Source organism: Aurantiacibacter hainanensis, from assembly GCF_036321025.1.
In the GTDB taxonomy this organism is placed as follows: Bacteria; Pseudomonadota; Alphaproteobacteria; order Sphingomonadales; family Sphingomonadaceae; genus Alteraurantiacibacter; species Alteraurantiacibacter hainanensis.
On record NZ_JAZAPB010000001.1, the window covers coordinates 96,135 to 119,762 of the forward strand.

Sequence of the window (23,628 nt, forward strand, 5' to 3'; positions counted from 1 at the left end):
AGCTCCGGGATGGCGCGTGGGACTGGCGATTTCCGACCAGGGGCAATCGCTAGCGGAGGCAGTTGATGACGCCGAGACAGGCAAACTTGTGATGAGGGTGATTTGGCGATGAGAACGATTATCCTGGCGGCTTTCGCTTTGTGTCTTTCGGTATCGACCACGGCGCAGGCTGACGTCCTCCTGACCAATGTTACTCTCGTTGATATTGAGGAGGGCACGCTTAGCCCGAGCCAATCGGTTCTAATTGAAGGGACGCACATCGCAGCGGTCGGGCGTGATGTGTCGGCCACCGCTGAGGTCGAGCGGATCGACGCCGAGGGAATGTTTCTGATTCCCGGCTTATGGGACAGCCACGTCCACATCTTTTCCTCCGCAATTGAGCCCGATACCGCCTTCCCGCTCTATCTCATCAACGGCGTGACCGGAGTGCGTGACATGGGCGCGCTATGGCCAATCGCCGAGCAACAGGCGCTCCAGGCGCGGATCGAGAGCGGAGAGATTCCAGGACCCAGGCTCGTGCTCTCTGGCGCATGGGTAGACGCCAGCCCCGGCTCATGGCCCGGCATGTTTCTCGCCGACACGCCCGACGAAGCCCGCGCGGTAGTCGCTCGTATCGACGAGGAAGGCTGGCGAGCGGTCAAGTCCTACTCGATGCTCGATGAGCCAACCTATCTCGCACTGGCGGAGACATCCGAAGCGGCGGGTCTCCCGCTGGTGGGTCACATTCCAGAACGGGTGGCCCTTCGCACTGCAATCGAAGCGGGTCATGACGGCATGGAGCATTTCGGGCGTATCCCGATGGCTTGTTCAACCGAAGAGGAGGCAATGCTTGATGCCTTGCGCTCCGCCATGGCGGCAGGGGCATCGCAGGAGCAGATCTTCGCAATCATGGCCTCGCGCAACCGCATCATCCTCGAAACCTGGGACGAGAGACGCTGCGCAGCTATCTTGGCGGATGTCGCAGATGCCGATCTCCACGTCAGCCCTACGCTGGTTGTCGCCGATTTCTATCTCGGCAATTGGCCGAGCGCCGACACGCCGCGCATGCGGATGCTCCCCGCCGAAGTGCGCGAAGCATGGGGGAAGCCAGATTTCAGACTCGAAGCCATGACCGACGATGTTCGTGCGCTGGCGCAGGACAGTATCGCGCTCGATCGCAGGACGTTCCTGATGGCCCATCGCGCAGGCGTGCCAATACTCGCCTCCACCGATGCGTCTTTCGCAAACCCGTACCTGTTTCACGGCTTCTCGCTGCTCGACGAGCTTGATCTTTACGTAGAGATAGGCCTGTCACCGCGCGAGGCGCTGTTCACGGCAACCGTCGCGCCGCCTCGCTTTTTCGGTCTGGAAGATCAGGATGGGATTATTGCTGCGGGACGTCGCGGGGACCTCGTGCTGCTAGACGCCAATCCTCTGGATGGGCTGGCAACACTGCGCCGACCGCGAGCTGTCGTGGTCGGTGGGCGGCTACTCGATCGCGCTGAACTCGACGCTTTGGAAGAGCGGCTGCTAGAAGGATCGGACTAGACTATCACGTCAGCGTCACTCGGACGTCCGCCGGGCGGCGCATGCGCCTGAAACCGGACGTTCCGATAACGGGCCACGTTCGGTCAGTACGCGATGCATCGCGCCGGATTAGGCAAGAATAGGTGTTTGCCCCTTCGTTTGCAGCCAGCCTGCCCTTCGGTCAGGTTCCGGCCTGCTCCGACCGATCGTCCCTCGTGGTCATTCCCAGGCGTCCGGCAAACCAGTTGATGGTTGGCCCCTGGATGAGGCTAGAAAGCAGAACGACAAAGAACACGATATTGAATATCGCGAAGGCACCGGGCACGCCCGCGACAATCGGAAAGGTCGCCAGGACGATTGGCACCGCGCCACGCAAACCGGCCCAAGAGACGAACAGCTTGGCCCTCCAGCCGAAGCGTCGAAACGGTGCGAGACAAATGAACACGCTGACCGGCCTGGCCACCAGCATCAGAACGAAAGTAATCGCCAAGCCCGGCACGATGACGTCAACGAGGTTCGAAGGGGCGACGAGCAGGCCCAGGGTGAGAAACATGACAACCTGGGCGAGCCAAGCCATGCCGTCCTGAAAAGTAGCGACAATACGGTTCGCCGTATATGTCCGGCTGCCGGCCACGAGACCTGCAACATAGGCAGCCAGGAATCCATTGCCTCCTGCGACTTCGGCAAGGCCATAGGCGATGAGCACCCCCGCTATCGAAATGACGAAAGCGAGGCCGCCGTGCCGGTAATGAGATCGCTTCAATATCTCGGGTAGCAACCACCCGATACCGAACCCAATCGCACCGCCCGCCGTCATCTGGATCACGAATTGTGGGACAAGGGTCAGGGAAGATGCGTCGGGGCTTGCCAAGAACAGCAGCGCCGCGCCCACCAGGAAAATCGCCATCGGATCATTTGAGCCTGATTCGACCTCGATCAGTGCCGGCACATCTCCGTGGAGGTCAAGTCCTGTGGAGCGCAGAATGGCGAACACTGCGGCGGCATCGGTGGAAGCGACAACGGTGCCCAGCAGGAAGCCCTGCAAGGGCTCGAAGCCCAGAACCAGCATGGCGGCCAGCCCCGTGATGCTAGCGCTGAGCACAACTCCTACCGTAGCGAGGATCAGCGCCGGGGCGGCCACGCGCTTCACGTCGCGCCAATCGGTATCAAGCCCACCCGAGAACAGAATGAAGATCAGGCAAACGATGCCGATCCCCTGCGCGAGCGGATAGTCGCTAAAGGAGATGCCGCCCGGTCCATCGACTCCAGCCAGCATGCCCAGGGCGAGAAACCCGATCAGTGCCGGGAGCCCGAAACGGCTGGAGAGAGAGCCTGCGAAGACGGTGGCCAGAAGCAGAACGCCTACTGCGAGCAGCGCGACTTCTGGGCTGATGAAAGGCATGGCTGCCTAGAGAGACGCTTGCGGGCCAATTGGCAACCTCCGGCGCTCCGAGCCGCACGAATTGACAGGGCGATGACGCTTCAGGCACGCGCACGAAACTGCCGCAAGCGGTGACCCTCGGCGACAGCGTTTTCAGCACAAGGCCTCAGTTCGTCAAAACCGGACAGCCGACTGAAGGCCCAGACAGCGAATTCGCCGAACGAGCTTCAACCTAAGGCTGGGTTAATTTCACTGCCCTACAATCCAAAAACTCTTTACCGCTCGGCACATAGGATCGGCCGACGCGCGGTCAAACCAATCTAGAAAGCTTGTTACATTGAAGAATTGCCATTCGCCTGGCCCCGAAGACTCAGGCGACATTCGGGTTGCTCCTGTCGATCCGCGAAGACTCGTCACAGAGCTGAAAAGGTTCGGAACTCCCGACACGACCAAGAGCGTTGGCGAACTCGCTGCGACAATCGGTCCATTTTTCGGCGCGATCTTCGCCATGCTATTTGCCATCGAGGCTGGATATTATCTTGCGCTGGCGCTTGCCCCCCTGACGGGGCTGCTCCTACTCAGACTCTTCATCATTCAGCATGATTGCGGGCACGGGTCGTTCCTTGCGTCCAGGCTTTCCAATGACTGGGCCGGCCGGGTCCTGGGCGTCCTTACATTCACGCCGTATGATTGCTGGGCGCGTTCGCATGCTCTCCACCATGCGAATACGGGTAACCTTGATAGCCGTGGTTTCGGCGACGTCGATACTCTGACGGTTCGCGAATTCTTCGCTCGAGGACGACTCAAGCGGTTGGGATACCGCATCTATCGACATCCGCTCGTTCTGTTCGGCTTAGGCCCCGCCTACCTTTTCCTCCTGCGCCATCGATTGCCGATTGGGCTCATGAAGCAGGGCTCGAAGTACTGGGTGAGTGCGATCGCAACCAATTTCGCTACGGGCATTCTTCTGGCGGCGCTTGTCTTCTTCTTCGGCTGGCTTGCGACCTTGCTGGTCGTTGTCCCCACGATATTGATTGCCGCGTCAGTCGGCGTCTGGTTGTTTTACATCCAGCACCAGTTCGAAGATGCTCATTGGGATGCCAAGGCCGACTGGTCGTTTCACGATGCGGCCCTGTTTGGAAGTTCGTACCTGGATCTGCCCCAACCACTTCGCTGGTTTACCGGGAACATCGGAGTTCATCACGTCCATCACCTTGCAAGCCGCGTCCCGTTTTACAGGCTTATGGAGGTCCTCTCGGCATATCCGGAATTGCGAGACCTAAATCGCTTCTCCGTCCAACAATCATTCAAACCAATTTGGCTCTGCCTATGGGACGAAGAAAATCGAAAGCTGGTTACGTTTCGGGAAGCAGCCAACAAGGCGGCCCAAGGCCGCTGCTGACGCCGTTCTTCACCTAAGCGGTGGGCGCGGCGATGGCGGGAGACGAGAACGGGGCTGCGCATGCTCGGCGGTGAAGCTTCGGCCGTCGGTGGAGCAAGCTCGCGCTTGCTCTGCTGGATTACCATCTGGCCTTTCGGATCGTTATGCAGATCCCGAGCGGTCCACGGCATCTGGAGTCACCCGGACCGTCTCCTCGGGCTGATCCCGCATCGGAAAAAAGCCCGACCCCACTAGCTGACATCAGGAACCTCGCCGCAAGTCGATCAAATCGGCCGGCTTTGATGGCCTGGGCCTCTTTGACCCGCATCAACTCCGTCGTCACCGGGTATGCTATGTCACAGGCGTACCGCCAGGAGGATCTCTATGTCCAAGATGATGAAAGCCGCAATTTTCGTCGAGCCCAACCGCATCGTGTTAGACGACAAGCCGATCCCCGAGGTCGGCCCGCTGGACGCGCTGATAAAGGTCACCACGACTACGATTTGCGGAACCGACGTGCACATCCTGAAGGGGGAGTATCCCGTCACCAAGGGGTTGACCGTCGGCCACGAGCCGGTCGGTATCATCGAGAAGCTGGGTTCGGCAGTGCAGGGATACCGCGAGGGTCAGCGAGTGATTGCCGGGGCCATTACTCCCAGCGGCCACAGCGCTGCCTGCCTTTGCGGACAGCACTCGCAGGACGGGGCCGGAACCAAGCACGGTTACAAAGCGATGGGCGGCTGGCGTTTCGGCAATACCATCGACGGTGCTCAGGCCGAATATCTCCTGGTTCCTGACGCCATGACCAACCTTGCGCCTATACCCGACGGGCTGACCGATGAGCAGGTGCTGATGTGTCCGGACATCATATCTACCGGTTTCTCGGGGGCCGAACGCGGCAAGGTCAGGATCGGCGATGTCGTGGCGGTGTTTGCGCAAGGACCGATCGGTCTTTGCGCAACGGCGGGTGCCCGTCTGATGGGCGCTAGCACGATCATCGGGGTCGAATCCGTCCCTGCTCGAATGGCAATCGCCCGACAGATGGGGGCTGACCATGTAGTCGATTTCACCAAATGCGATCCGGTGGATGAAATCATGCGCCTGACAGACGGCCGCGGCGTCGATGTGGCGATCGAGGCCCTCGGCCAGCAACAAACCTTCAGCTCTGCCCTGCGCGTGCTGCGCCCCGGGGGTACTCTGTCGTCGCTGGGAGTCTATTCGGGCGACCTTAGCATTCCGCTCGACGCCTTCGCCGCCGGTCTTGGCGATCATACGATCGTCTCCACCCTGTGTCCGGGCGGCAAGGAGCGGATGCGCCGTTTGATGGACGTGATCGGATCGGAACGGCTGGATACTCGGCCACTAGTGACGCACCGCTTCGCGCTCGACGACATCGAGGAAGCCTATGACCTCTTCGCGAACCAGCGCGATGGTGTGCTGAAAATCGCCATAACACCATGAGCAATGCGGTAGACGCACTGCCCACAACGCCGCGCAGCATCGCGGACATCCTGGCTCTGGCGGCAAACCGTCCGGCGATACGCTGTGCTGTCGTCCACCCTTGTGATGCCGCATCGCTCGGCGGCGCGGTTGCCGGGGCGGACAGCTTTCTGATCGAACCCGTGCTGGTTGGTCCGGAAGCGAAGATTCGGGCGGCTGCTGATGCGGCGGCGCTGGACATTTCCCGGTTCGCAATAATTCCCACCGAACACAGTCACGCCGCAGCCGAGGAAGCCTGCAGGCTGGCGCGCGATGGGGAGGTGGACGCCATCATGAAGGGCAGCTTGCATACCGACGAGTTGCTCGGTGCCGTGGTCGATCGCGATAACGGCCTGCGAACCGACCGCCGGATGAGCCATGTTTTCATTTTTGAAGTGCCCGACTACCCCAGGCTACTGCTGGTGAGTGACGCGGCAATCACCATCGAACCCGATCTCGGCGCCAAGAAGGACATCGTCCAGAACGCTATCGATTGTGCCATCGCGCTCGGCATTGCCGCGCCGCGCGTTGCGGTGCTGGCGGCGGTCGAGACAGTGCATCCCGCCATGGTGGCAACAACCGATGCAGCTTCGCTTGCCAAGATGGCACAGCGGGGTCAGATCGTCGGAGGTATCGTCGATGGTCCGCTGGCGTTCGACAATGCGATCTCGCCTTCCGCGACGAGCACCAAGCATATCGTTTCGGAAGTGGCTGGACGAGCCGACGTGCTCATCGCGCCCGATATCGAAGCGGGCAACATGATCGCCAAGCAACTCACCTATTTTTCGGGGGCGCTGTCTGCCGGGATCGTCCAGGGCGCGCGCGTACCGATTATCTTGACCAGCCGCGCGGACGACACAGAAACCCGCCTCGCGTCCTGCGCCGCAGCATTACTCGTGTCAGGGCACCAGCGGTTGAAGCCACCGCGATGACAAGCCGGTTTCTAGTTATCAACGCCGGTTCGTCGAGCCTGAAGTTCGCGCTCTACAAAGGCCGCGCTCGACCCGAGTTGCTCGCTTCGGGCAACCTGTCGCGGATCGGCACGACGCCGCAGTTCTCGCTGCAGTTGACCGGCGCCCCCGATCAAATTCGCGCCGCTGTACCTGGCCCGATCGATCTGCCGACTGCAGCCAATTTCGTGTTCGACGAGCTGGACAGACTGGGCTTGCTGGCCGACGTTGCAGCAGTCGGCCATCGCATCGTTCACGGCGGTGCGGAGTTTGACCGTCCCGTGCGCCTGGATACCAATGTCTTGGCCGAGCTCGAACGGCTGGTGCCACTGGCCCCGCTTCATCAGCCCCATAATCTGGATATTGTCCGATTGGCCGCGACGCGGCTGCCACAGGCCATTCCGATAGGCTGCTTCGACACAGCCTTCCATGCCGACCGTCCCCGGCTCGACAAGCTCTATGGCTTGCCCCTGGAGATGAGCGACGAGGGGATAATCGCCTATGGCTTTCACGGTCTCTCCTACGAGTACATCGCGGCGAGACTGCGCCTGCTGGACGGCGCGCGCGCGGGAGGCCGTACCATCGTGGCCCATCTCGGCAGCGGCGCGAGCCTGTGCGCGATGGAAAGCGGCGCCAGCGTTGCCACTACGATGGGGTTCTCGGCACTCGACGGACTGATGATGGCGACCCGCTGCGGGGCAATCGATCCCGGAGTGCTGCTGCATCTGATCGATGCAAGGCGAATGACCACCGGGTCGCTGGCGGATCTGCTTTACAACCGATCCGGCCTTCTCGGCGTTTCGGGCATATCGGGCGACATGCAGGTGCTTCTTCAAAGCGACGAGCCGCGAGCGGCCGAGGCGATCGATCTGTATGTTTACCGCATCGCGCGCGCCATCGGGTCGCTCGTCGCCGTGCTTGGCGGACTGGATAGCCTCGTCTTCACTGCGGGCATCGGCGAAAATGCGCCACTCATCCGCCAGCGGATAACCGAAAGCATCGCGTGGCTGGGCCTGCAGATTGACGAAGTAGCCAACCAGAAAGGCCAAGAAGTGATTTCCTTGCCTACTTCACGCGTGACCATTCGGGTCATCCCCGCGGATGAAGAGCAGGCGATCGCAGAGCGGATGGCAGACTGTTTCGGCCTGGCGGGGAATGAGTGATCGATGAATGACGTTGCCCCTGCCCCCGGCCCATAAGAACCTGTCAACGCAAGGGCGGCTGCCTACCATAATGATGTGGCCCATCTTATCTCTGCCGAATGGACCTTCTCCCCTTCCTTCTTGTCGCCCTGCTCATTGGCGGGTTCCTTTGGTATCGCCGCAGATCAAAACGGCGAAAACGTGACCAGCTCCTGGCGACACCGCTTACCTTGGAACAGGGCCAGATTGTCGCGAAGATGGTGCCGATTTCACGCCGATTGCCGGATTCACTGCGACCTAAACTGGAGGGGAAAATAAATCTCTTCCTCGACCAGGTTACCTTTCGCGGCAACAACGGCCTCGAGGTTAGCGAGGAAATGAAACTCTCCATCGCGGCGCAAGCCTGTCTTTTGGTCGTCAACAGTCCGGCCTGGTACGACACGCTCAGAAACGTTTTGATCTACTCTTCGGCCTTCGACACTCGCCGTCCCATTCAGGACGGTTTTGTCGTCCATGAGAACAAGCAGGCTTCGCTTGGCGAAAGCTGGGTCCGGGGACCGGTCGTCTTATCTTCGACCCATGCGTTGCAGGGTGGCCTGAACGCGGAGGATGGGCATAACGTCGTCATCCACGAGTTCGCCCATCAGTTGGATAGCCTGACCGGTCATACGAACGGCATTCCCATTTTGCGTAAGGGGCAAGCATACGCGGGTTGGGAAAAGGCCATGCTGGATGCGTACAATGCGCATGTGGAGCGTGTCGAACGCGCGCAGAAAACCTTGATCAACCCTTATGGCGCCACCGGTCACGAAGAGTTCTTTGCCGAAGCGATCGTCACCTTCTTCGAAAAACCTCGGGCATTGCGCGGCGAGGAGCCGACGCTTTACGCACAGTTGTCGGAGCTGCTGGCGCTGGATCCCGCAGAGTGGGTCTGATCGATTCCTGACGCCACGCTCGAAAAGTAACGGTGTAAACCTCTGACCCGCAGAATGTGATAGATACCAACGAGTGCAACCCGTCCGGCAGGAGGCAATCCTTGAAGAATGATGCAGCGGAAAATGACGGCAAGGTCGAAGATATCGGCCGCGCCAGCCGAGATCGGAGTATCTCGAAGGAGCTGGAGAGGCTGATTGAGCCCATCCATGCAGAGTTCCCCCATGCCGTGAGCATCAGCTTCGAGTTTCAAAAGGCGCTGCAACTTCACATCGACTTGCGAAGCCTGGAAGAAGCGCGCGTTGCCGAAACGAGATTACCGGCCTTCTGCGGGGGCATTTTCAGCCAGATTTTTTGCGGATCTTCCCCGCACCATCCATTCTTTCACCGGGTAAGCGCCAAGGTACACAGATAGTTCCGGACGGCGAAACACCGCGGCTAATTCGGTTGGCATCCAAAAATGGTAGCGCAGAAGAAACTCGGGTCCCGACACGCGGAGCATAATTCCAACGCCTGAGACTGCGAAGCCGTGTGCCCGTCACTGCCATGCTGGGCTCTTCGAAGTGACGTAATGGGCCAAGTGGTCGGGGAGACAGGATTCGAACTTCCCTATTGGACTTTAATTTTTTCGCACCTAGCCCAACGGATAGCCCAATAGCTGGGCAAGATAAGCCTGGCAGTCTCGGAGGCAGCGCCTCAACGTCCGCTCTGCGCCCCAATTTCGGTCATTCCGTAACATGCTCTGTCTTCCCGAATGCGGACATCCTCTCGCTGCTAAGAAGTTTTCGACTTAGTTTTAACGCATGGCTGGGGACAATTAGTCTCAAAATACCAAGTGAGAGCTTATCCTCACTTCGGAGCTTACCGTCACAAAGATATCAACTCTCAAGCCGCAAGTCGTGTTGCCTTGGCGGTCATCCGCGAACACCTGAAGCCGTTCTACATCACGAGTGGTCGGCCCTCGGGTCGATCTTGAGCCGATGATCCGGATGCTGATCATCGGTCAACACACCGACATCGGTTCAAGGGCTGATGTGCGAGGAAGTGCATCTGTCTGGAAGAAGCTTCCGCGAATTCGCAAAGGCCGCAGCTATAGCCGCACGCACCCGCAGTTTAATCTACTTCAAGAACTAAGATGCTCGGGCCGCCACGTTCTCCTGGCACCGGAGCGAACCTTATGCGCTTGACAGCAGCGTGGACAAACTTCGCGTAACGAGCGTAGGCCTCGGGATAGGCGGATCGCTCTGAGGCGTACCGGTCGAAGTTGGAGAAAACGTAGAAGTCGGCACGACAACTTTCGATTTTGGCCTGATCGACGTGACCAAGGTCGACGATCGGTCCGCCCAGACGTCGCTCGTCCACTTCAGTCGCCGATATTCTCGAAGCCAGCACTGACCGCGCATCGATGCATCCGTCGGAGCCCAACGGAAACTTCACGTTCCACGATCCCTGCAGCAAGTCGAAGGCGGCATGTTCCACGAGCACGGTCGACCCCGGCGGGGCGTTTCGTTCGATCCAGGCGGCAGCGGCCTGGCGCGTATCGTGGCGGCGCTCCAGCGAACGCGCATGGCCTTCGGCGATGATCGGTGGCACAAGGGCAAGGACCGTCGCGCCGAAGGCAATGCCGAAAGACGTCAGACTGACATCCTTTCGCCACAGCGCGGATAAACCGTTCACCAGCGGCCAGGAAAGGCCCAGCGCCAGAAACGGCAGGACCGGGACCAGCCAGCGTTCCCACCACAAATCCTGAAGGCAGATCAGCGCGAGAAAACTTGCGAATACCGGGCAGACCACCAGCAGGAAGATCCGCGAGCGCACGGCGGCGAGAACCGATCCGCTCAGCGCCCCTGCCAGACCGGCCCAGCCAAACGAGTTAGCCAACGGGCCGGCAAGATAGCTCCCGAGGTTTCCGATGAAGCCCGAACCGGTTGCGCCGGGATGGCTCTGCCGCGCTTCGCCTGCCAGATCGGCCAGGGTTACGTCGAAACTCAGCACAAGGAAGGGCGAAACAGAGAGCAGCGTTACGCCAGCTGTCAACGGCAGGATCAGCACGCGATGCCAGCTGCGGTCTCCCCGCAGCCACAGACAGGCTGTTACTGTCATCGGGCTCAGGAACACTATTGCCGCCGGCCACTTCGTCGCACAGGCGAGACCGGCGAACAGGCCCGCCAGCACGTGGGCACGGAGGCCCGCCCCGCGATAGATCGCGATCGTCATCAGCAGGCAGGCGAGCATGAAGACGCTCGCCTGCACGTCCGTGCGAATGACCTGCGACCAGCCGATATGGAGGGCGTTCATGGACAGAAGCAGGGCGGCAACCAGTCCGTACCAGCGCCCCCACAGACGGTCGCCGAGCAGGTAGGTCAGCCCCACGCAGGCCACGCCGTTGGCGGCGATGAACATGCGCGCCGGCAGTATCACGATGCCGGGATTCGCGTAGATCGCCTGTGCGAAGTCCCCGATCCCGGCATATTGCCCGCTCACCACTGCAATGGCCCCGGTGACCGCCATGATCGCCGCCAGGCAGTAGAGCGTAATGGTGCCCGGATGTCCGAACCACTGCGGATCGAGCGAAGCGCGATCGAGCATGTCATAGGCCAGCATCATGAACAGCGGTTCGTCAGGGTCGTTGAGCGCCGGCAGACCGAAGGCGATGCCGTCCAACCGCAAGACGGCGGCAACCGCCATGACGACGATGATCGGGCCGTGTTCGAGCGCGAAACAGGACAGTCGATTGCGGGCATGGGGCGGCGATTTCGTCATGGGCTCGAACACCAAGACGTGGAGGACCCATGCAAACCGTAATTCTGGCGGGCGGCCTCGGCACCCGCATCGGGGAAGAGACCGCCCTGCGCCCCAAACCGATGATCGAGATCGGCGGCATGCCGATCCTGTGGCACATCATGAAGATCTATTCCGCCAGCGGATTCAACGACTTCGTGATCTGCCTCGGCTATAAAGGCTACGTGATCAAGGAGTTCTTCGCGAACTATTACCTGCAGACATCGGACGTCACCATCGACCTGCGCAACGGGAACGGAATGGAAATCCATTCGGCCCGCAGCGAACCGTGGCGCATCACCCTGGTGGAAACCGGGCCGCAGACCATGACCGGGGGCCGACTGGCCGCCGTTCGGCCCTATCTCGATCCCGGCGAGCCCTTCTGCTTCACCTATGGTGACGGGGTTGCCGATATCGATGTCGGCACGCTGGTCGCCTATCACAAGGCGCATGGATCGCGGGCCACCATAACCTCGGTTTCGCCACCCGGCCGCTTCGGCGCGCTGGCCTTCGACAACGACCGGGTTACCGGCTTCCGTGAAAAGCCCGATGGCGATGGCGGACGGATCAACGGCGGATTCTTCGTCGCCGATCCATCGGTGCTGGACCTCGTCGACGGGCCGGAGACACCATGGGAATCGCGCCCGCTGGAACGGCTTGCGGGGCGCGGCGAACTGATGGCCTATCGCCATGACGGCTTCTGGCAACCGATGGATACCCTGCGGGACAAGCAGTACCTGGAAGAGCTGTGGGCCAGTGGCACGGCCCCGTGGAAGGTCTGGTGAGCCGCGTCTGGAAGGGCCGCCGGATCCTGGTTACCGGCAACACGGGTTTCAAGGGCAGCTGGCTGTCGCTCTGGCTGCATGCAATGGGCGCGCAGGTCACGGGCCTCGCGCTGGCCCCGCCGACGCAGCCAAGCCTCTTCGCTTCGGCCCGCATTGCCGAACGCATGAACCATATCGAGGGCGACATCCGTAATCCCGCCGCGGTAGAGCGCGCCTTCGCCGCAGCGCGGCCCGAGGTGGTCTTCCATCTCGCCGCGCAGCCGCTAGTGCGGCCGTCCTACTTGCAGCCGGTGGAAACCTACGCAACCAATGTCATGGGCACGGTTCATGTCCTCGATTCCGCGCGGCGCTGCGACAGCCTGCGGGCCATCATCGCGGTTACCAGTGACAAGTGCTACGAGAACCGGGAGTGGCCCTGGCCCTATCGCGAGAACGAGGCAATGGGTGGCCACGATCCCTATTCCAGCAGCAAAGGCTGCGCCGAACTGGTCGTATCGGCGTGGCGCCGGTCTTTCCTGGCAGGCGATGGCCCGCTTCTCGCGTCCGCGCGCGCGGGCAACGTGATCGGCGGAGGCGACTGGGCGGAGGATCGACTGGTGCCCGACCTTGTCCGGGCCTTCGAAAGCGGGGCTGCCCCCCTGATCCGTTCTCCCGGATCAGTTCGCCCTTGGCAGCACGTACTCGAAGCCCTGCGGGGATACCTGCTGCTGGCTGAGCGACTGCTGGCCGGTGAACGCGCCTTTGCCGATGGCTGGAATTTCGGTCCTTCGGACGACGATGCCCGGCCTGTGTCCTGGATCGTCGACCGCATGGCCGCAGCATGGGGCGGCACACGTCCTGCTGCTGCCGATGGCGGGCCGGGGCCGCACGAGGCTGGGCTGCTGCGGCTGGATTGTTCGAAGGCACGCGGCGAACTGGGCTGGCAGCCCATCCTGCCTTTGGCGCAGGCGCTCGACTGGATCGTTGCCTGGCACCGGGCGGTCGCGCAGGGCGCTGATGCTCTCGATGTTACCCTGGAACAGATTGTCGCCTATCGTGCGCTTTCCAGTTCCGTGCCGGCAATCGCCTCCGCAGCCTGAGCGGACACGCGCGCCAAGGTCAGGATATTGCCCAGCCGCAAACGCAACGCGATGGCCGGGAAGGAAACCCTCGCCAGCCCCAGTCCGACAGCCTGACCTGCCTGCCGCAACAGGAAGTCGCTGGGGAACACGTTCGCCGCGGCCCGCACCTCGACATGGTCGAAGCCTGCGCGGCCCAGCAGGCCGCGCATGGTTCGCGGGCTGAACAACTGGGGATGCTGCAGGCAGAAAGGCGGCCAGCGTGTACCCAGCAGGCGGCGCAGCAGCGAACCTTCATTGTGCGTGACGATAGCCAGCACGCCCCCCGGCTTCAGCTTGCGGGCAATCTGGCGAACCATGGCCGCTGGCTTGATCAGGTGATCGAGAACGTGGATCATCACCGCCAGCCCCACCGTGCCATCAGGCACGGCGGCAAGGTCCTCCATTTCGTCGGTGATTATCGCAGGCTTGCCGCCAGCGGCTTCGCGCAGCTGGTCATGCACGGCCAGATTGGGTTCGTAGAGCCAGTAGCGCTCGAAATTGCCGCGTCGCGCCGCTTCGCCTACCATGTAGCCGATATCCGGTCCGATCTCGAGGAAGCCGCCTGACAGATCGCTCTTGTCTGCTACGGTGTCAAAGTAGCCACGCTGAGTAGCTGCCACCATGTGCGGCGGCACCATGTCCATGTTCGGCTCGAGATCGGCGTAGAGCTGCGCGAGGGTCCTCCGGCTGAAGTAGGTCGGATTGTAAACCAGTCCGCACGCCGCGCAGCGCACATAGGAAAAGAAGGCCTTGTTTCTCCTTAGGCCCGCCCACTGCCGCACCAGCTGGTGCGGCAGCAGGCCTTCTGCCGGAGGATCGCTGGCCGCAACCACGCTTGCACGCACCTCGCCGCAAGCAGGGCAGCGGCGGGTCATTTTCTCGATGTCTTGCACTATTTGTCCTCCGCACCGCGAAAGGTGATTCGGCTGTGCCAGAACCAGCTTCCCGCGATCAGCAGCAGGGTGAAACTCGTCTGCGCGACCACCGGCGAAATCCCGCCCAGCTCGACGAGCACAGGCAAGGCACCCCAGTTGGCCGCGTAGTTGAACAGGTAGAAGGTGGAGAAGGCGCCGAATTCGCGCCCCACCCGCCCGCGAGTGCGAAACACGCCGAACTTGTAGATGGCGAAGGCGAAGGCAAGGCAGACCACCTGCGCGATGCCCAGCGCCAGCAGGTAATGCCGGTGCAGGTAATCCGTGCTCCACACCAGCAAGGGGTAGAATCCCAGCCCGAACCCGGTGTTGATCGCGCCCGCGGCGATGAAGCGATAGTGGCGCGGCATAGTCAGCGCGGCCATCAGTCCTCCTCCAGCAAAGGGATGCGCATGTTCTCCGCCAGCACCTTACGCGGCAGGAACGGAGAAAGGTCTTCCAGCGCAGGCGAGGTTATGCGCCCGTCGGGATGGGCCCTAGCACCCAGTTTGGGCGCGAAGCCCACGTTCTCGTCGACGAAGAATTCGCACAGGGCCGGTCCATCGCAATCAAGCGTAGCCCCGATCGCTCCCGGCAATTCATTGTGCGAACGCGCCGCGACATGGGGAATGTCGAATGCCTCGGCGATGCGGCGGAATTCGGGAAAGGAGACGTCGCTTTCCGGTCCGCCGCCGACCTCGACCCCGCCGAAGAAGTTGCGGTGGGTCTGGAAGATCGAGACGTACCCTGAATTGTTGATGAGAAATATCTTCACCGGCAGGCGCTTGCCAGCGATGGTCTGCAGTTCCTGCAAGTTCATCATGATGCTGCCATCGCCGGTGATGCAGATGGTTCGCTTGGTCTCGCCGCGCGCCACGCACACGCCGATTGCGGCCGGCAGGTCGTACCCCATGGTGGCACTGCCGGAATTCGTCCACAGGCGCTGGCCTTGTTGGATATGCGCGGCCTGGAATCCCACCACGCAGGCGCTGCCGTTGCCCGTCACCACCACGTCATCGTCAGCCAGCGCGGCGAACAGCTCGTCCATTGCGACATAGGGATGCACCAGCGGCCCGTGATCGCGATATTCGGGCAGGACGGCAGGGAAACACCGCGTCCGCTCGCGTGCCCAGGCCAGCCACTCGCGATGGCTTGGCGCAGGACCGGCAAAGGGCGCATGGTTGAGCGCGGGCAGCAGGTCGGCAAGGTCCGCCACCACCGGCATATCGGGCCGGACGCTGGGCTTGTTCAGTTCCACCGGATCGATATCGACCCAGATCTTGAAGGCCTCGCGCGCAAAGCTGTACCAGTTATAGCTTACCTGCCGGATGTTGAGACGGCTGCCCAGGACCAGCAGCAGGTCGGCGCTCTGGGTCACCATGTTGCCGCCCCGATCGCCCACGGTGCCCGGCTTGCCGCAGTTTAGCGGGTGATCCGTCCACAAGGTATCGTGCGCATTCCAGCCCGTGACCACCGGGATCTGCAGCCGTTCGATAAGTTGCATGAACTCGTGGTGCGCTCCGCTGAGGCGCACGCCGCTGCCGGCGAAGACCACTGGCCGTTCGGCGGCCGCCACCAGGTTCAGGATGCCTTGTGCAGCATCCTCCAGATCGGTTGCGCGCCAAGGCTCGTCCAGTTCTGCGGGGTCGAAACCGGGGTGCAGTTCCGCATGATCGATCCGCGCGGCCTGCACGTCCAGAGGAATGTCCAGCCATACAGGGCCGGGCCTGCCGCTGGTGGCGAGGTATAGAGCCTTTTCGCAATGATACCGGATCGACAGCGGATCGTTCACCATCGCGGCATACTTGGTGATCGGCGTCACGATGGGCTCGATGTCGAGTTCCTGGTCACCGTATTGCCGCAGCGGCAGGCCGGTATGTCGCACCGTCGTCTCGCGCTTCACCTGCCCCGAAATCACAAGCATGGCGACCGAGTCCACGTAAGCGCCATAGACGCCGGTGATGGCATTGGTGCCGCCCGGGCCCGAGGTCACGTTGACCACCGCTGGCCGATTGGTGAGCCGGGCATAGGCCTCTGCCGCCATGGCCAGAGACTGCTCGTGATGGCAGAAGGTGGTCTTGAGCCGCGCATGGGTGCCCAGCGAATGGTTGAGGTGCATCGCCCCGCCGCCGGTCAGCATGAAGACGTCGTCGATGCCATGTGCGGCCAGCCAGTCGGCGACCCAGTCGGACAGCTTTATCGTGGTCATGGGTTCCATCCGTTTGCTAGGGCGGTGCGCCGGATCGCCTCGTCGAGGGGGACAGTCAGGCGCAGGCCGAGATCGCGGGCAATCGCCGCGGTAGAGGGGACGTATCTTCCGGGGTTCCAGCCGGCGTCGGGCGCGCCCAGCACGTCCACGCCAGGGTTGCCCAGGATGCGCGCGGTCCGGTGGGCGAGATCGGCAACGGATACCGCCTCCTCCGATCCGCAATTGTAGGCGCTCCCCGCCCCGGCGCGGGCCAGCATCGTCCAGAGCCAGACCGCGAGATCTGCGGGGTATAGGTACGAACGGACGGCCTGCCCGCTCCCCTGCACCTGTATGCGCCTCCCGGCCACGGCATCGCGGATGAAGTTGCCCGCCGCGAAATGGGTGTCGAGCGGCAACAGGGGCCCAAGCAGGGCGAAGATGCGTGCACTGGCAGTCGCAAGGCCGAACTGTGCCCCGTAGATCGTGCAGAGGGTTTCGGCCGCGCGCTTGCCCTCGGCATAGGCGGACCGGGGATCGCCGAGGTCGGGCCCTCCGCGCCAATCTTCGGTTACATGTTCAACATCGGCGGGCTGAGCCCCATAGACCGCACCGGAACTCATCAGCAGGTAACGGCCGGCACCGCTGAAGCGCGCCAGATCGAGCGTGCGACGGGTACCGCGCACGATAGTATCGAACATGCGCCGCGGATCGCTGGCGGTCAGGGCGGCACTGGCGTCGGTCGCGCCGTGGACGACATGGGTGAAACGGCACCGAGGAAAGGCGAAGGTGGCGGTATCGCCGGCCAGCAGATCGAACCGCGCGGCCAGGTGCGGGGCCCTGGTAGCGAAAGCCGCCGGATTGCGGGTCAACAGCACCGCCTCCACGTCGATCGGCGCCCGCGCCAGGACTTCCAGCATCCACCGGCCGATGAAGCCGGTGCCGCCGGTCATGAATATCCGGGCACCGTCCAGCGCGGGCCAGACATGCTCCAGCGCCTTCACGGCCTGCTCGACATCGCTGTGCACGATCATGCTGCTGCGAGCCCCAGTGCCGGTCGGTGCGAGGCATGCGCGCGGGCGACCTGCGCGATCGTATCGAGCGCCAGCGCCCACACGATCAGGATCAGCACGGCCGGCCGCAGGAAATGCCCCCAGGCAAGGCCGAACTGGGGCCGCACGGTGCGTTCTCCCAGCCAGCTTGTACTGCTGATCTCCAGGATCGTGGCCAGCGGCCAGTCTCCCACCAGGCACAGCAGGTACGCACACACTATCGCCACAACCGGACCGGGCCGCCGGAACCGTTCGAGGAAGACAAGGAACAGCAGGAATACCTGCGTGTAGCCTCCCGGCGACTGACTCGCGAGGTAGGCGCCCAGCAGGACCGCAGCGATACGGGTTCCGGATACGGCCTGCGGCTGCAACCAAGCTGCCCCAAATGCCGCGAGGGCAATGGCCTGCGTCGCGCGGATAGCGACGGACACGGCCATCTCGATGCTCTCCACGGTGCGGGAAGAGACGAATTCGAGCAGCGGCAGCTGCGCTGCCCGCATGTCGAGAAAAGGCGCGTAGCTGGTGGAGAAATTGATCTCGTTCCAGACCTGTCCGCTCTGGAATTCGACCCAGTTGGCCGTGTTGGCGGCAAGTTCGGCCGGTGTGCCGGCGCCCACAATCGCAAGCGTCACCAGGTAAAGCGCGACGGTGGCAATGCCAGCCAGTTCCAGCGCACGCCATTCGCGCCGGATCGCATGCTGCAACACGGGAAGCACCAGGTATGGCTTGAAATTGATCGTCGCCGCAGCGGCGAGCGCGCGCCATAGCCGCGAGCGTACCAGCGGTCCGTGCGCTAGGATGAAACACGGCAGGGAGGCAAGGATGAGGTTGCCGCGCTCCAGCGTGAACAGCAAGGGCAGACCAAGTGCCATTGCAACGGTGCGCATCCACGCGGTTGCCGCATCTGCCCGGCGAAAGCTGAGCCACGACAGGGCGACGCTCAAGACATAAAGGCCGATGATCGCGGCACGGCCCAGCCAGTCACAGTCGCGCGCCCAGAACGGCGATTGCAGATAGCAGTCGGGCAGGCTGGCCAGATCGAGGAAGACGAAGGAAAGCGGCGGATAGATTGTCCGCCATACCGAGTACATGCCGGGGTTGTTCGCCCAGTATGCCGTGTTGAACCAGTCCATTAAGGTGTCGTTGGTATCGAGCACGAAAGGCTGCGGCAGGTATCCGTTCTGGCGGAAGAACCACCCCGTCAGGCCGAGGGTGGCCAGCACGGCCAGGGCCAGCGCGACTTCGATCGCGAGCGCCAGTGTGCGGCGGCGGGAGGTCACGAGACTGCCGGTGGAAAGTTGATCCGCTCTTCCTCGATCACCAGCGGGACGTTCCTGCTCCGCTCGCACAGCAAGCGGACCTGTTCGGCCACAAGCCCGATCGATAGCAGCACGACCGTAAGCGAAGCCACTGCGAGACCAGCAAAGGCCAGGGTTCCGGTAGGACCGTCAAGGAAGAGCGCCACGAGGGAAACCAGCGCCAGCACGATCGTGCCCAGACCGCCGATCATGGCAAGCAACAGCGGCAGCCGAAGCATCGAGCGCGCGGAACCCGCCAGCGCGGAAAGGGCAAATCCTGCCAGCGAGGCGAACCCGTTCTTGCTTCTTCCCGCTGCGCGCGGGGGCCGGTCGAAAGGCACCACCACGATGCGATAGCCAACCTCCACCAGCATGCCGCGGAAGAAGGGTTCGGGCTCGTTCCACCGCGCCAGGGCATCGACCACCTTGCGATCGAACAGGCCGAAACCGGTCGCGCCGGGGATCACGGGGTAGTCCCCGAAACGGGAAAGGAAGCCGTAGCCCGCCTTGCGCACGACGCGCAGCAGGATCGACGAACGCTCCCGTCGCCGCTGTCCCAGCACGACCTGTGCGCCTGCGCGCCACTGCGCCATGAAGGTGCCGATCATTGCGGGCGGATCCTGGAAATCGGCTCCCATGCCGATCACCGCCGCCCCGCTGGCCTGGTAGATGCCATAAGTGGGAGAGCGCATCTGACCATAGTTGCGGTTGTTGAAGATCGCCCGGACAGTAGGATTTTCTAAGCACAGATCGCGGATGATCGCACGGGTGCCGTCGGTCGAGCAGTTGTCGATCAGCACGACCTCGTGGCTCGAGGCTGCACGTTCCGCCTCGGCGATAACGGCCATGCAGATGGCGCGGACGTTCTCCTCCTCGTTGTAGCACGGGATGACCACGGAGAGTTCCGGCGAGGAAGGGGCGCTCGTCACAGGGCGGCTTCACGGCGATGGACCAGGGGCAGACGGATGCCCGTGGCAGGCGCATAGATTTCGGTGAAGGCAGCCAGCAGGACGAGCAAGGCCAGCGCGGCAACCGCGGCAATGTTGACCTTGCGATCGACATCGAGCCTTGCAGCCTCGATCACCTGGACGTCGGACGCGGTCTCGCCCGCCAGTGCCTCGACCGCGACCTCTTCTGTCGAACGCGAATAGACCTCGTACAGCGCCTGTGCGAACCGATAATCGCGATAGAGATTGAGGTATTCGCTGGAGACCTCGGACAAGCCGGCGACATTGGGCCCGGCTGCATCGCGCCCGGGCGTGGACGCACGGGCGATCTGCTGCTGCAGGGACGCCACTTCGGACTGCACGGCGACGAGGCGCGGGTTCTCCGGCCCGAGAAAGCCGGCCAGTGTGTTCAGCTCGATACGCTTCGCCTGCAACTGCGCCTGCAGTCCCGCGCGCAGGGATATCTCCGCACCCAGTTGCGCTTCGGGAGCGGCAAGGCTGTTGCGACGGCGAAAGGCATCGAGAGCGGATTCCGCCTGGGCCACCCGGTCCGCCGCCTCGGCGAAGCGCCGACCTACGACGCCTTCCTTGCGCGCCGTGCGATCGCGTCCCAACAGCACGATACGATCGCTGATGGCGGTACTGTATTCCTCGGTCAGGGCCTCGGCCTGGGCGGCATCGTGGCTGCGCGTCTCGATCTCGATGAGACCACCGGTCAGCGAGTGCACGTCGACCTTGCGAGCCAGCATCAGCCGTGCCTCGCGCCTGCTGCCGTATTCGCGTTCCAGCTCCAGTTCGTCGATCACCGCGTCGGCAACCTCGGTGCTGCGGGCGACGGCAAGGTGCATGTCGACAGGCTGCTTCGCGCCGCCCAGCAAGGCCGCGAAACCCTGGAGGCTGCCGTTCATTCCGCCACCCAGCCCAAGGCCAAGGCTTCCCGGATCCTGCGGCAGGACCTTGGCCCGCGCGACATAGGGCTGCGGAAACAGGCACAGCACGGCGAGAACCGAAGCCAGCAGGGCATAGCAGAGCCAGCGGTTGCGCGGCGCTTCGAGCCCGACGCCGATGCGCGACAGCACGCTCATTCCACCACCGCCTTTACCGATGCTGCGCCGATCACGCCGCCGAACAGCGTGCCCGATATCTCGCGCAGGCGAAGCCAGAACTCGCCGCGGTTGGCGTCGATCGGCACGAAGACGAGGTCGCCCGGCAATGCCTCGGCGCGCAGGGTGCGGCTGCCGCTGGACAGCACCGTGCCGTTGGCGCGCACGACGAAGATCTCGTCGTCGTCGCCCATGTCCTGGATTCCGCCCGCCATTTCCACGTAGTCGCGGATGCGGCGCTGCTCGGCGAAGGCGAAGGAAGCAGGCGTAGGCACCGCTCCGAACACGCCGACGGTGACGGGGCGCGCCGGGACATGGATCGTATCGTTGTTTTCCATGACCAGGTCGGCAGGCAGGTCGGTCGCGTCCAGCGGCAGGTCGAAAACCAGCCGCCCGGTTGGCTCGCGCATGCCCATCTGGTCTACCACCGAACGGATGAGGTCGACATTGGCCGGCTGGACCATCTGCGCGCGATCCGCCGATGTCAGCGGTTGCGCCGTCAGCAGCATTTCCACATCGGCGATCGCCCGCTCGAAGCTTTCCTGCTGCTGTCGTCGCACGCTCTCGCGGGTGATGACGCTGGCATAGGGAAAGGCATCGGCAGTCAGCCCGCCGGCCAAGGACAGCACGTCGGCCAGGCGCGTTCCGGGGGCGAAGAAATAGCGGCCGGGACGGGCCACCTCGCCGCTGATGGTCACCAGCAGCGATTGCCGGTGTAGCGGCCGGGCGATGTCGGCATTGGTAAGGACGCGAATGATCTCGCCGCGCTGCACCGGCCGGGACCGGGCCTCGGCAGCCGTGATCTGCGCCCATCCGCCCGCGCTCTCGGCCAGTGGATCATAGACCATCAGGCGGCTGCGATCCGCCAGGGTGTTGGTGCCGCCGGCATATGCAAGCGCATCGGCGAGTGTTTCTCCGGGTGCGAGTTCGTAGATCGCCTCGCGGTTGACGCTGCCGGTCACGGCCACCTGCTCGCCCGCGGCAGCAACGAAGATGACATCGCCGTTCTGCAGCACGGCATCGCCCGTGCGGTCGCCGCGCAGCAGCAGATCATAAAGGTCGAAGTCCGACATCAGCTGGCCGCCGCGACGCAGCTGGATGGATCGAAAACTGCCGCCCGGCGAAGGCCCGCCTGCGGCAAGGACGGCATTCACCAGCGTCGACAGGCTCCCGACGGTGATCGTGCCGGGCTGATCGACGAAGCCGGTGACGAAGACGCTGACCCCGCCAAGCCGGGCGACGGCAACTTCCAGTTCAAAACTGCGATACTGGCGGGACACTTCCTGTCCGATAACCTCACGCAAGTCCGCATAGCGCACTCCGCCAACGCGGATGGCACCGATCTGCGGCACGAATATGCGGCCCTCGTTATCGACCGTCAGCCGCAGGTCGCTGGCGTGAACCGAACCGGCAAGGGACAGGCGGATCGTATCGCCCGGGTTCAAGCGATAGTCGGGTGGAATTGCGGCGGTAGGCGGCACCGCAAACCCGCGCGCCTCGGGCACCAGCAGTTCGGCGCCGAAGCGGCGCAAGTCGGTGCCCGCCAGGGTGGAGACGAAGCTTTCAAACTCACTGGGGACAGCTTGTCTGGAAAGCCTCGTCTCCTCAGCAACCGCCGCCTCTGCCACTTGTCCGGACGAGCCGCGGGTCGGGCTATCAAGGCTGGTCGGCTCAAACGACGGGATCCGGACTGGAGGGACGTCCTGTCCGGTCGCGGCGGTGCTGTTTTCGTTATCGCCAGATCGCTGCTGCTGCTGCTCGGGAGAAACGGGGAGAGAGAACTGGGCCAGCGCCGGCATGGACAGGCCGAGAGATCCGGCCGCCAGGCAGGCGAGCAAGCACCGGGCGGCCGGACGGTTCATGCAGCGCGCTCGATTTCCGGTGCCAGGCTCAGGGCCGCGGGCGCCAGCGTGCCGGTCGCAAGGTCCCACAAGTCATGGGTGGCAGCGGCGATCACGCCTACGCCGTCGCCGCCCACTCGGTAGGGCGATCGATCCCAGTGCGAGACATGGCCGCCGGCCTCTGTCACGAACAGCGCGCCGGCAGCGTGATCCCAGGGCAGGATGCGCTGAAACATCAGTACGTCGTCACGCCCCAGCACCAGCCGCGGGTAGCTTTCGGCCGCACACATCGGCACCGGCACGCGCTCGAAATGGGGACGCGCCGCGGCGTGGACCTGTTCGCGCCGCGCAGGTGAAAGGAAATGCGTGCCCAGCGCCGCAACGGGCCGGGCTCTCATGGGCCTGTGGCAGCGGACGCGAAGTCCGCCGCACCACGCGCCCTTCCCGCGTTCGGCAAAGCTCATGCGGTGCCCCCGGGGATCGAGCATCCATCCCATCTGTGTGATGCCGCCGATTACCAGCGCCACCATCATGCCGAAGGGTCCGCTGCCCGAAGCATAGTTTCTCGTTCCGTCGAGCGGATCTATCAACCACACGGCCCCTTCGCCGATACCGCCAAGCAAACTGGGATCGGCGGCAGCGGCTTCCTCTCCAACCACCCGCGCGGAAGGCAGGGCGGCGCGCAGCCCGGCTGCAAGCCGACGCTCGGATTCCAGGTCGACACTGGTGACAACCTCACCCGGCGACTTCTCGTAAACCTGTGCCTGTCGCAGGCAGCGGTAGTTCGGCAGAACCACCTCATCGGCCACCTGCCGCATCAGCTGCGAGACCTGGTCGTGGAGAGACATGGCTA

20 protein-coding genes are annotated in these 23,628 nt (G+C 63.1%); 9 read left to right on the plus strand and 11 right to left on the minus strand.

The genetic code is table 11. The annotated features are described in order from the left end of the window. Nucleotides 1-108: 108 nt before the first annotated feature. Nucleotides 109-1,527, plus strand: a complete 1,419-nt coding sequence (locus AAA989_RS00460) for an amidohydrolase family protein (protein WP_338240433.1) — start codon at nt 109-111, stop codon at nt 1,525-1,527. A gap of 160 nt (nt 1,528-1,687) precedes the next feature. Here the strand turns inward: AAA989_RS00460 and AAA989_RS00465 are convergent, their stop codons facing one another. Beyond that, complete coding sequence (locus AAA989_RS00465; RefSeq protein ID WP_338240435.1) at nt 1,688-2,908, minus strand: potassium/proton antiporter; 1,221 nt, start codon at nt 2,906-2,908, stop codon at nt 1,688-1,690. A 316-nt stretch (nt 2,909-3,224) separates the two neighbouring features. On the opposite strand from AAA989_RS00465, the gene AAA989_RS00470 reads away from it, so the two are divergent. The 6 genes from AAA989_RS00470 (at nt 3,225) to AAA989_RS00495 (ending at nt 9,187) form a co-directional block, all read left to right on the plus strand. Then, complete coding sequence (locus tag AAA989_RS00470; RefSeq protein ID WP_338240437.1) at nt 3,225-4,289, plus strand: fatty acid desaturase; 1,065 nt, start codon at nt 3,225-3,227, stop codon at nt 4,287-4,289. Between the two features lie 363 nt (nt 4,290-4,652). Beyond that, complete coding sequence (locus tag AAA989_RS00475; RefSeq protein ID WP_338240438.1) at nt 4,653-5,729, plus strand: NAD(P)-dependent alcohol dehydrogenase; 1,077 nt, start codon at nt 4,653-4,655, stop codon at nt 5,727-5,729. Further along, on the plus strand, nt 5,726-6,679 hold the full coding sequence (locus tag AAA989_RS00480; protein WP_338240439.1) for a bifunctional enoyl-CoA hydratase/phosphate acetyltransferase: 954 nt from the start codon (nt 5,726-5,728) through the stop codon (nt 6,677-6,679). The genes AAA989_RS00475 and AAA989_RS00480 overlap by 4 nt, the downstream gene beginning before the upstream one ends. Then, on the plus strand, nt 6,676-7,860 hold the full coding sequence (locus AAA989_RS00485) for an acetate/propionate family kinase (protein WP_338240440.1): 1,185 nt from the start codon (nt 6,676-6,678) through the stop codon (nt 7,858-7,860). Before AAA989_RS00480 ends, AAA989_RS00485 begins: the two co-directional genes overlap by 4 nt. A gap of 98 nt (nt 7,861-7,958) precedes the next feature. Beyond that, the gene (locus tag AAA989_RS00490; protein WP_338240441.1) at nt 7,959-8,774 is read left to right on the plus strand and encodes a M90 family metallopeptidase; all 816 of its coding nucleotides are present in this window, start codon (nt 7,959-7,961) and stop codon (nt 8,772-8,774) included. 101 nt (nt 8,775-8,875) lie between these two features. Then, the gene (locus AAA989_RS00495; protein WP_338240442.1) at nt 8,876-9,187 is read left to right on the plus strand and encodes a hypothetical protein; all 312 of its coding nucleotides are present in this window, start codon (nt 8,876-8,878) and stop codon (nt 9,185-9,187) included. Nucleotides 9,188-9,885: 698 nt separating this feature from the next. Here AAA989_RS00495 and AAA989_RS00500 read toward each other — a convergent pair. Continuing rightward, the gene (locus AAA989_RS00500) at nt 9,886-11,436 is read right to left on the minus strand and encodes an ArnT family glycosyltransferase (RefSeq protein WP_338240444.1); all 1,551 of its coding nucleotides are present in this window, start codon (nt 11,434-11,436) and stop codon (nt 9,886-9,888) included. A gap of 128 nt (nt 11,437-11,564) precedes the next feature. Between AAA989_RS00500 and rfbF the strand changes: the two genes are divergently transcribed. After that, nucleotides 11,565-12,338 carry a glucose-1-phosphate cytidylyltransferase gene (gene rfbF / locus AAA989_RS00505; protein WP_338240446.1) on the plus strand — a complete coding sequence of 258 codons (774 nt, stop codon included), beginning with the start codon at nt 11,565-11,567 and terminating at the stop codon, nt 12,336-12,338. Then, nucleotides 12,335-13,417 carry a CDP-glucose 4,6-dehydratase gene (rfbG, locus tag AAA989_RS00510; protein ID WP_338240448.1) on the plus strand — a complete coding sequence of 361 codons (1,083 nt, stop codon included), beginning with the start codon at nt 12,335-12,337 and terminating at the stop codon, nt 13,415-13,417. Before rfbF ends, rfbG begins: the two co-directional genes overlap by 4 nt. Here rfbG and AAA989_RS00515 read toward each other — a convergent pair. The 9 genes from AAA989_RS00515 to AAA989_RS00555 are packed head-to-tail and all read right to left on the minus strand — an operon-like array spanning nt 13,369 to nt 23,623. After that, nucleotides 13,369-14,331, minus strand: coding sequence for a class I SAM-dependent methyltransferase (locus tag AAA989_RS00515; protein ID WP_338240449.1), 963 nt, complete (start codon nt 14,329-14,331; stop codon nt 13,369-13,371). The two genes, rfbG and AAA989_RS00515, sit on opposite strands and share 49 nt — an antisense overlap. Next, the gene (locus AAA989_RS00520; RefSeq protein WP_338240451.1) at nt 14,331-14,735 is read right to left on the minus strand and encodes a GtrA family protein; all 405 of its coding nucleotides are present in this window, start codon (nt 14,733-14,735) and stop codon (nt 14,331-14,333) included. The genes AAA989_RS00515 and AAA989_RS00520 overlap by 1 nt, the downstream gene beginning before the upstream one ends. Then, nucleotides 14,735-16,558 (minus strand): thiamine pyrophosphate-binding protein, encoded by a 1,824-nt coding sequence (locus AAA989_RS00525; protein WP_338240452.1) that lies wholly within the window; start codon nt 16,556-16,558, stop codon nt 14,735-14,737. Before AAA989_RS00525 ends, AAA989_RS00520 begins: the two co-directional genes overlap by 1 nt. After that, nucleotides 16,555-17,568, minus strand: coding sequence for an NAD-dependent epimerase/dehydratase family protein (locus AAA989_RS00530; protein ID WP_338240453.1), 1,014 nt, complete (start codon nt 17,566-17,568; stop codon nt 16,555-16,557). Before AAA989_RS00530 ends, AAA989_RS00525 begins: the two co-directional genes overlap by 4 nt. Beyond that, on the minus strand, nt 17,565-18,866 hold the full coding sequence (locus AAA989_RS00535; protein ID WP_338240454.1) for a hypothetical protein: 1,302 nt from the start codon (nt 18,864-18,866) through the stop codon (nt 17,565-17,567). The genes AAA989_RS00530 and AAA989_RS00535 overlap by 4 nt, the downstream gene beginning before the upstream one ends. Beyond that, complete coding sequence (locus AAA989_RS00540) at nt 18,863-19,813, minus strand: glycosyltransferase family 2 protein (protein WP_338240456.1); 951 nt, start codon at nt 19,811-19,813, stop codon at nt 18,863-18,865. The genes AAA989_RS00535 and AAA989_RS00540 overlap by 4 nt, the downstream gene beginning before the upstream one ends. Further along, complete coding sequence (locus AAA989_RS00545; RefSeq protein ID WP_338240457.1) at nt 19,810-20,916, minus strand: capsule biosynthesis protein; 1,107 nt, start codon at nt 20,914-20,916, stop codon at nt 19,810-19,812. The genes AAA989_RS00540 and AAA989_RS00545 overlap by 4 nt, the downstream gene beginning before the upstream one ends. After that, complete coding sequence (locus tag AAA989_RS00550; RefSeq protein ID WP_338240458.1) at nt 20,913-22,796, minus strand: SLBB domain-containing protein; 1,884 nt, start codon at nt 22,794-22,796, stop codon at nt 20,913-20,915. The genes AAA989_RS00545 and AAA989_RS00550 overlap by 4 nt, the downstream gene beginning before the upstream one ends. Then, nucleotides 22,793-23,623 (minus strand): inositol monophosphatase family protein, encoded by an 831-nt coding sequence (locus AAA989_RS00555; RefSeq protein WP_338240459.1) that lies wholly within the window; start codon nt 23,621-23,623, stop codon nt 22,793-22,795. The genes AAA989_RS00550 and AAA989_RS00555 overlap by 4 nt, the downstream gene beginning before the upstream one ends. Between the last annotated feature and the right edge of the window lie 5 nt (nt 23,624-23,628).

Bases quoted from the DNA above. Each gene is read 5' to 3' on its own strand.
- AAA989_RS00460 (WP_338240433.1), top strand. From the start codon at position 109: ATGAGAACGATTATCCTGGCGGCTTTCGCTTTGTGTCTTTCGGTATCG.
- AAA989_RS00465 (WP_338240435.1), bottom strand. From the start codon at position 2,908: ATGCCTTTCATCAGCCCAGAAGTCGCGCTGCTCGCAGTAGGCGTTCTG.
- AAA989_RS00475 (WP_338240438.1), top strand. From the start codon at position 4,653: ATGTCCAAGATGATGAAAGCCGCAATTTTCGTCGAGCCCAACCGCATC.
- AAA989_RS00480 (WP_338240439.1), top strand. From the start codon at position 5,726: ATGAGCAATGCGGTAGACGCACTGCCCACAACGCCGCGCAGCATCGCG.
- AAA989_RS00485 (WP_338240440.1), top strand. From the start codon at position 6,676: ATGACAAGCCGGTTTCTAGTTATCAACGCCGGTTCGTCGAGCCTGAAG.
- AAA989_RS00490 (WP_338240441.1), top strand. From the start codon at position 7,959: ATGGACCTTCTCCCCTTCCTTCTTGTCGCCCTGCTCATTGGCGGGTTC.
- rfbF (WP_338240446.1), top strand. From the start codon at position 11,565: ATGCAAACCGTAATTCTGGCGGGCGGCCTCGGCACCCGCATCGGGGAA.
- AAA989_RS00520 (WP_338240451.1), bottom strand. From the start codon at position 14,735: ATGGCCGCGCTGACTATGCCGCGCCACTATCGCTTCATCGCCGCGGGC.
- AAA989_RS00525 (WP_338240452.1), bottom strand. From the start codon at position 16,558: ATGACCACGATAAAGCTGTCCGACTGGGTCGCCGACTGGCTGGCCGCA.
- AAA989_RS00530 (WP_338240453.1), bottom strand. From the start codon at position 17,568: ATGATCGTGCACAGCGATGTCGAGCAGGCCGTGAAGGCGCTGGAGCAT.
- AAA989_RS00545 (WP_338240457.1), bottom strand. From the start codon at position 20,916: ATGAGCGTGCTGTCGCGCATCGGCGTCGGGCTCGAAGCGCCGCGCAAC.
- AAA989_RS00550 (WP_338240458.1), bottom strand. From the start codon at position 22,796: ATGAACCGTCCGGCCGCCCGGTGCTTGCTCGCCTGCCTGGCGGCCGGA.
- AAA989_RS00555 (WP_338240459.1), bottom strand. From the start codon at position 23,623: ATGTCTCTCCACGACCAGGTCTCGCAGCTGATGCGGCAGGTGGCCGAT.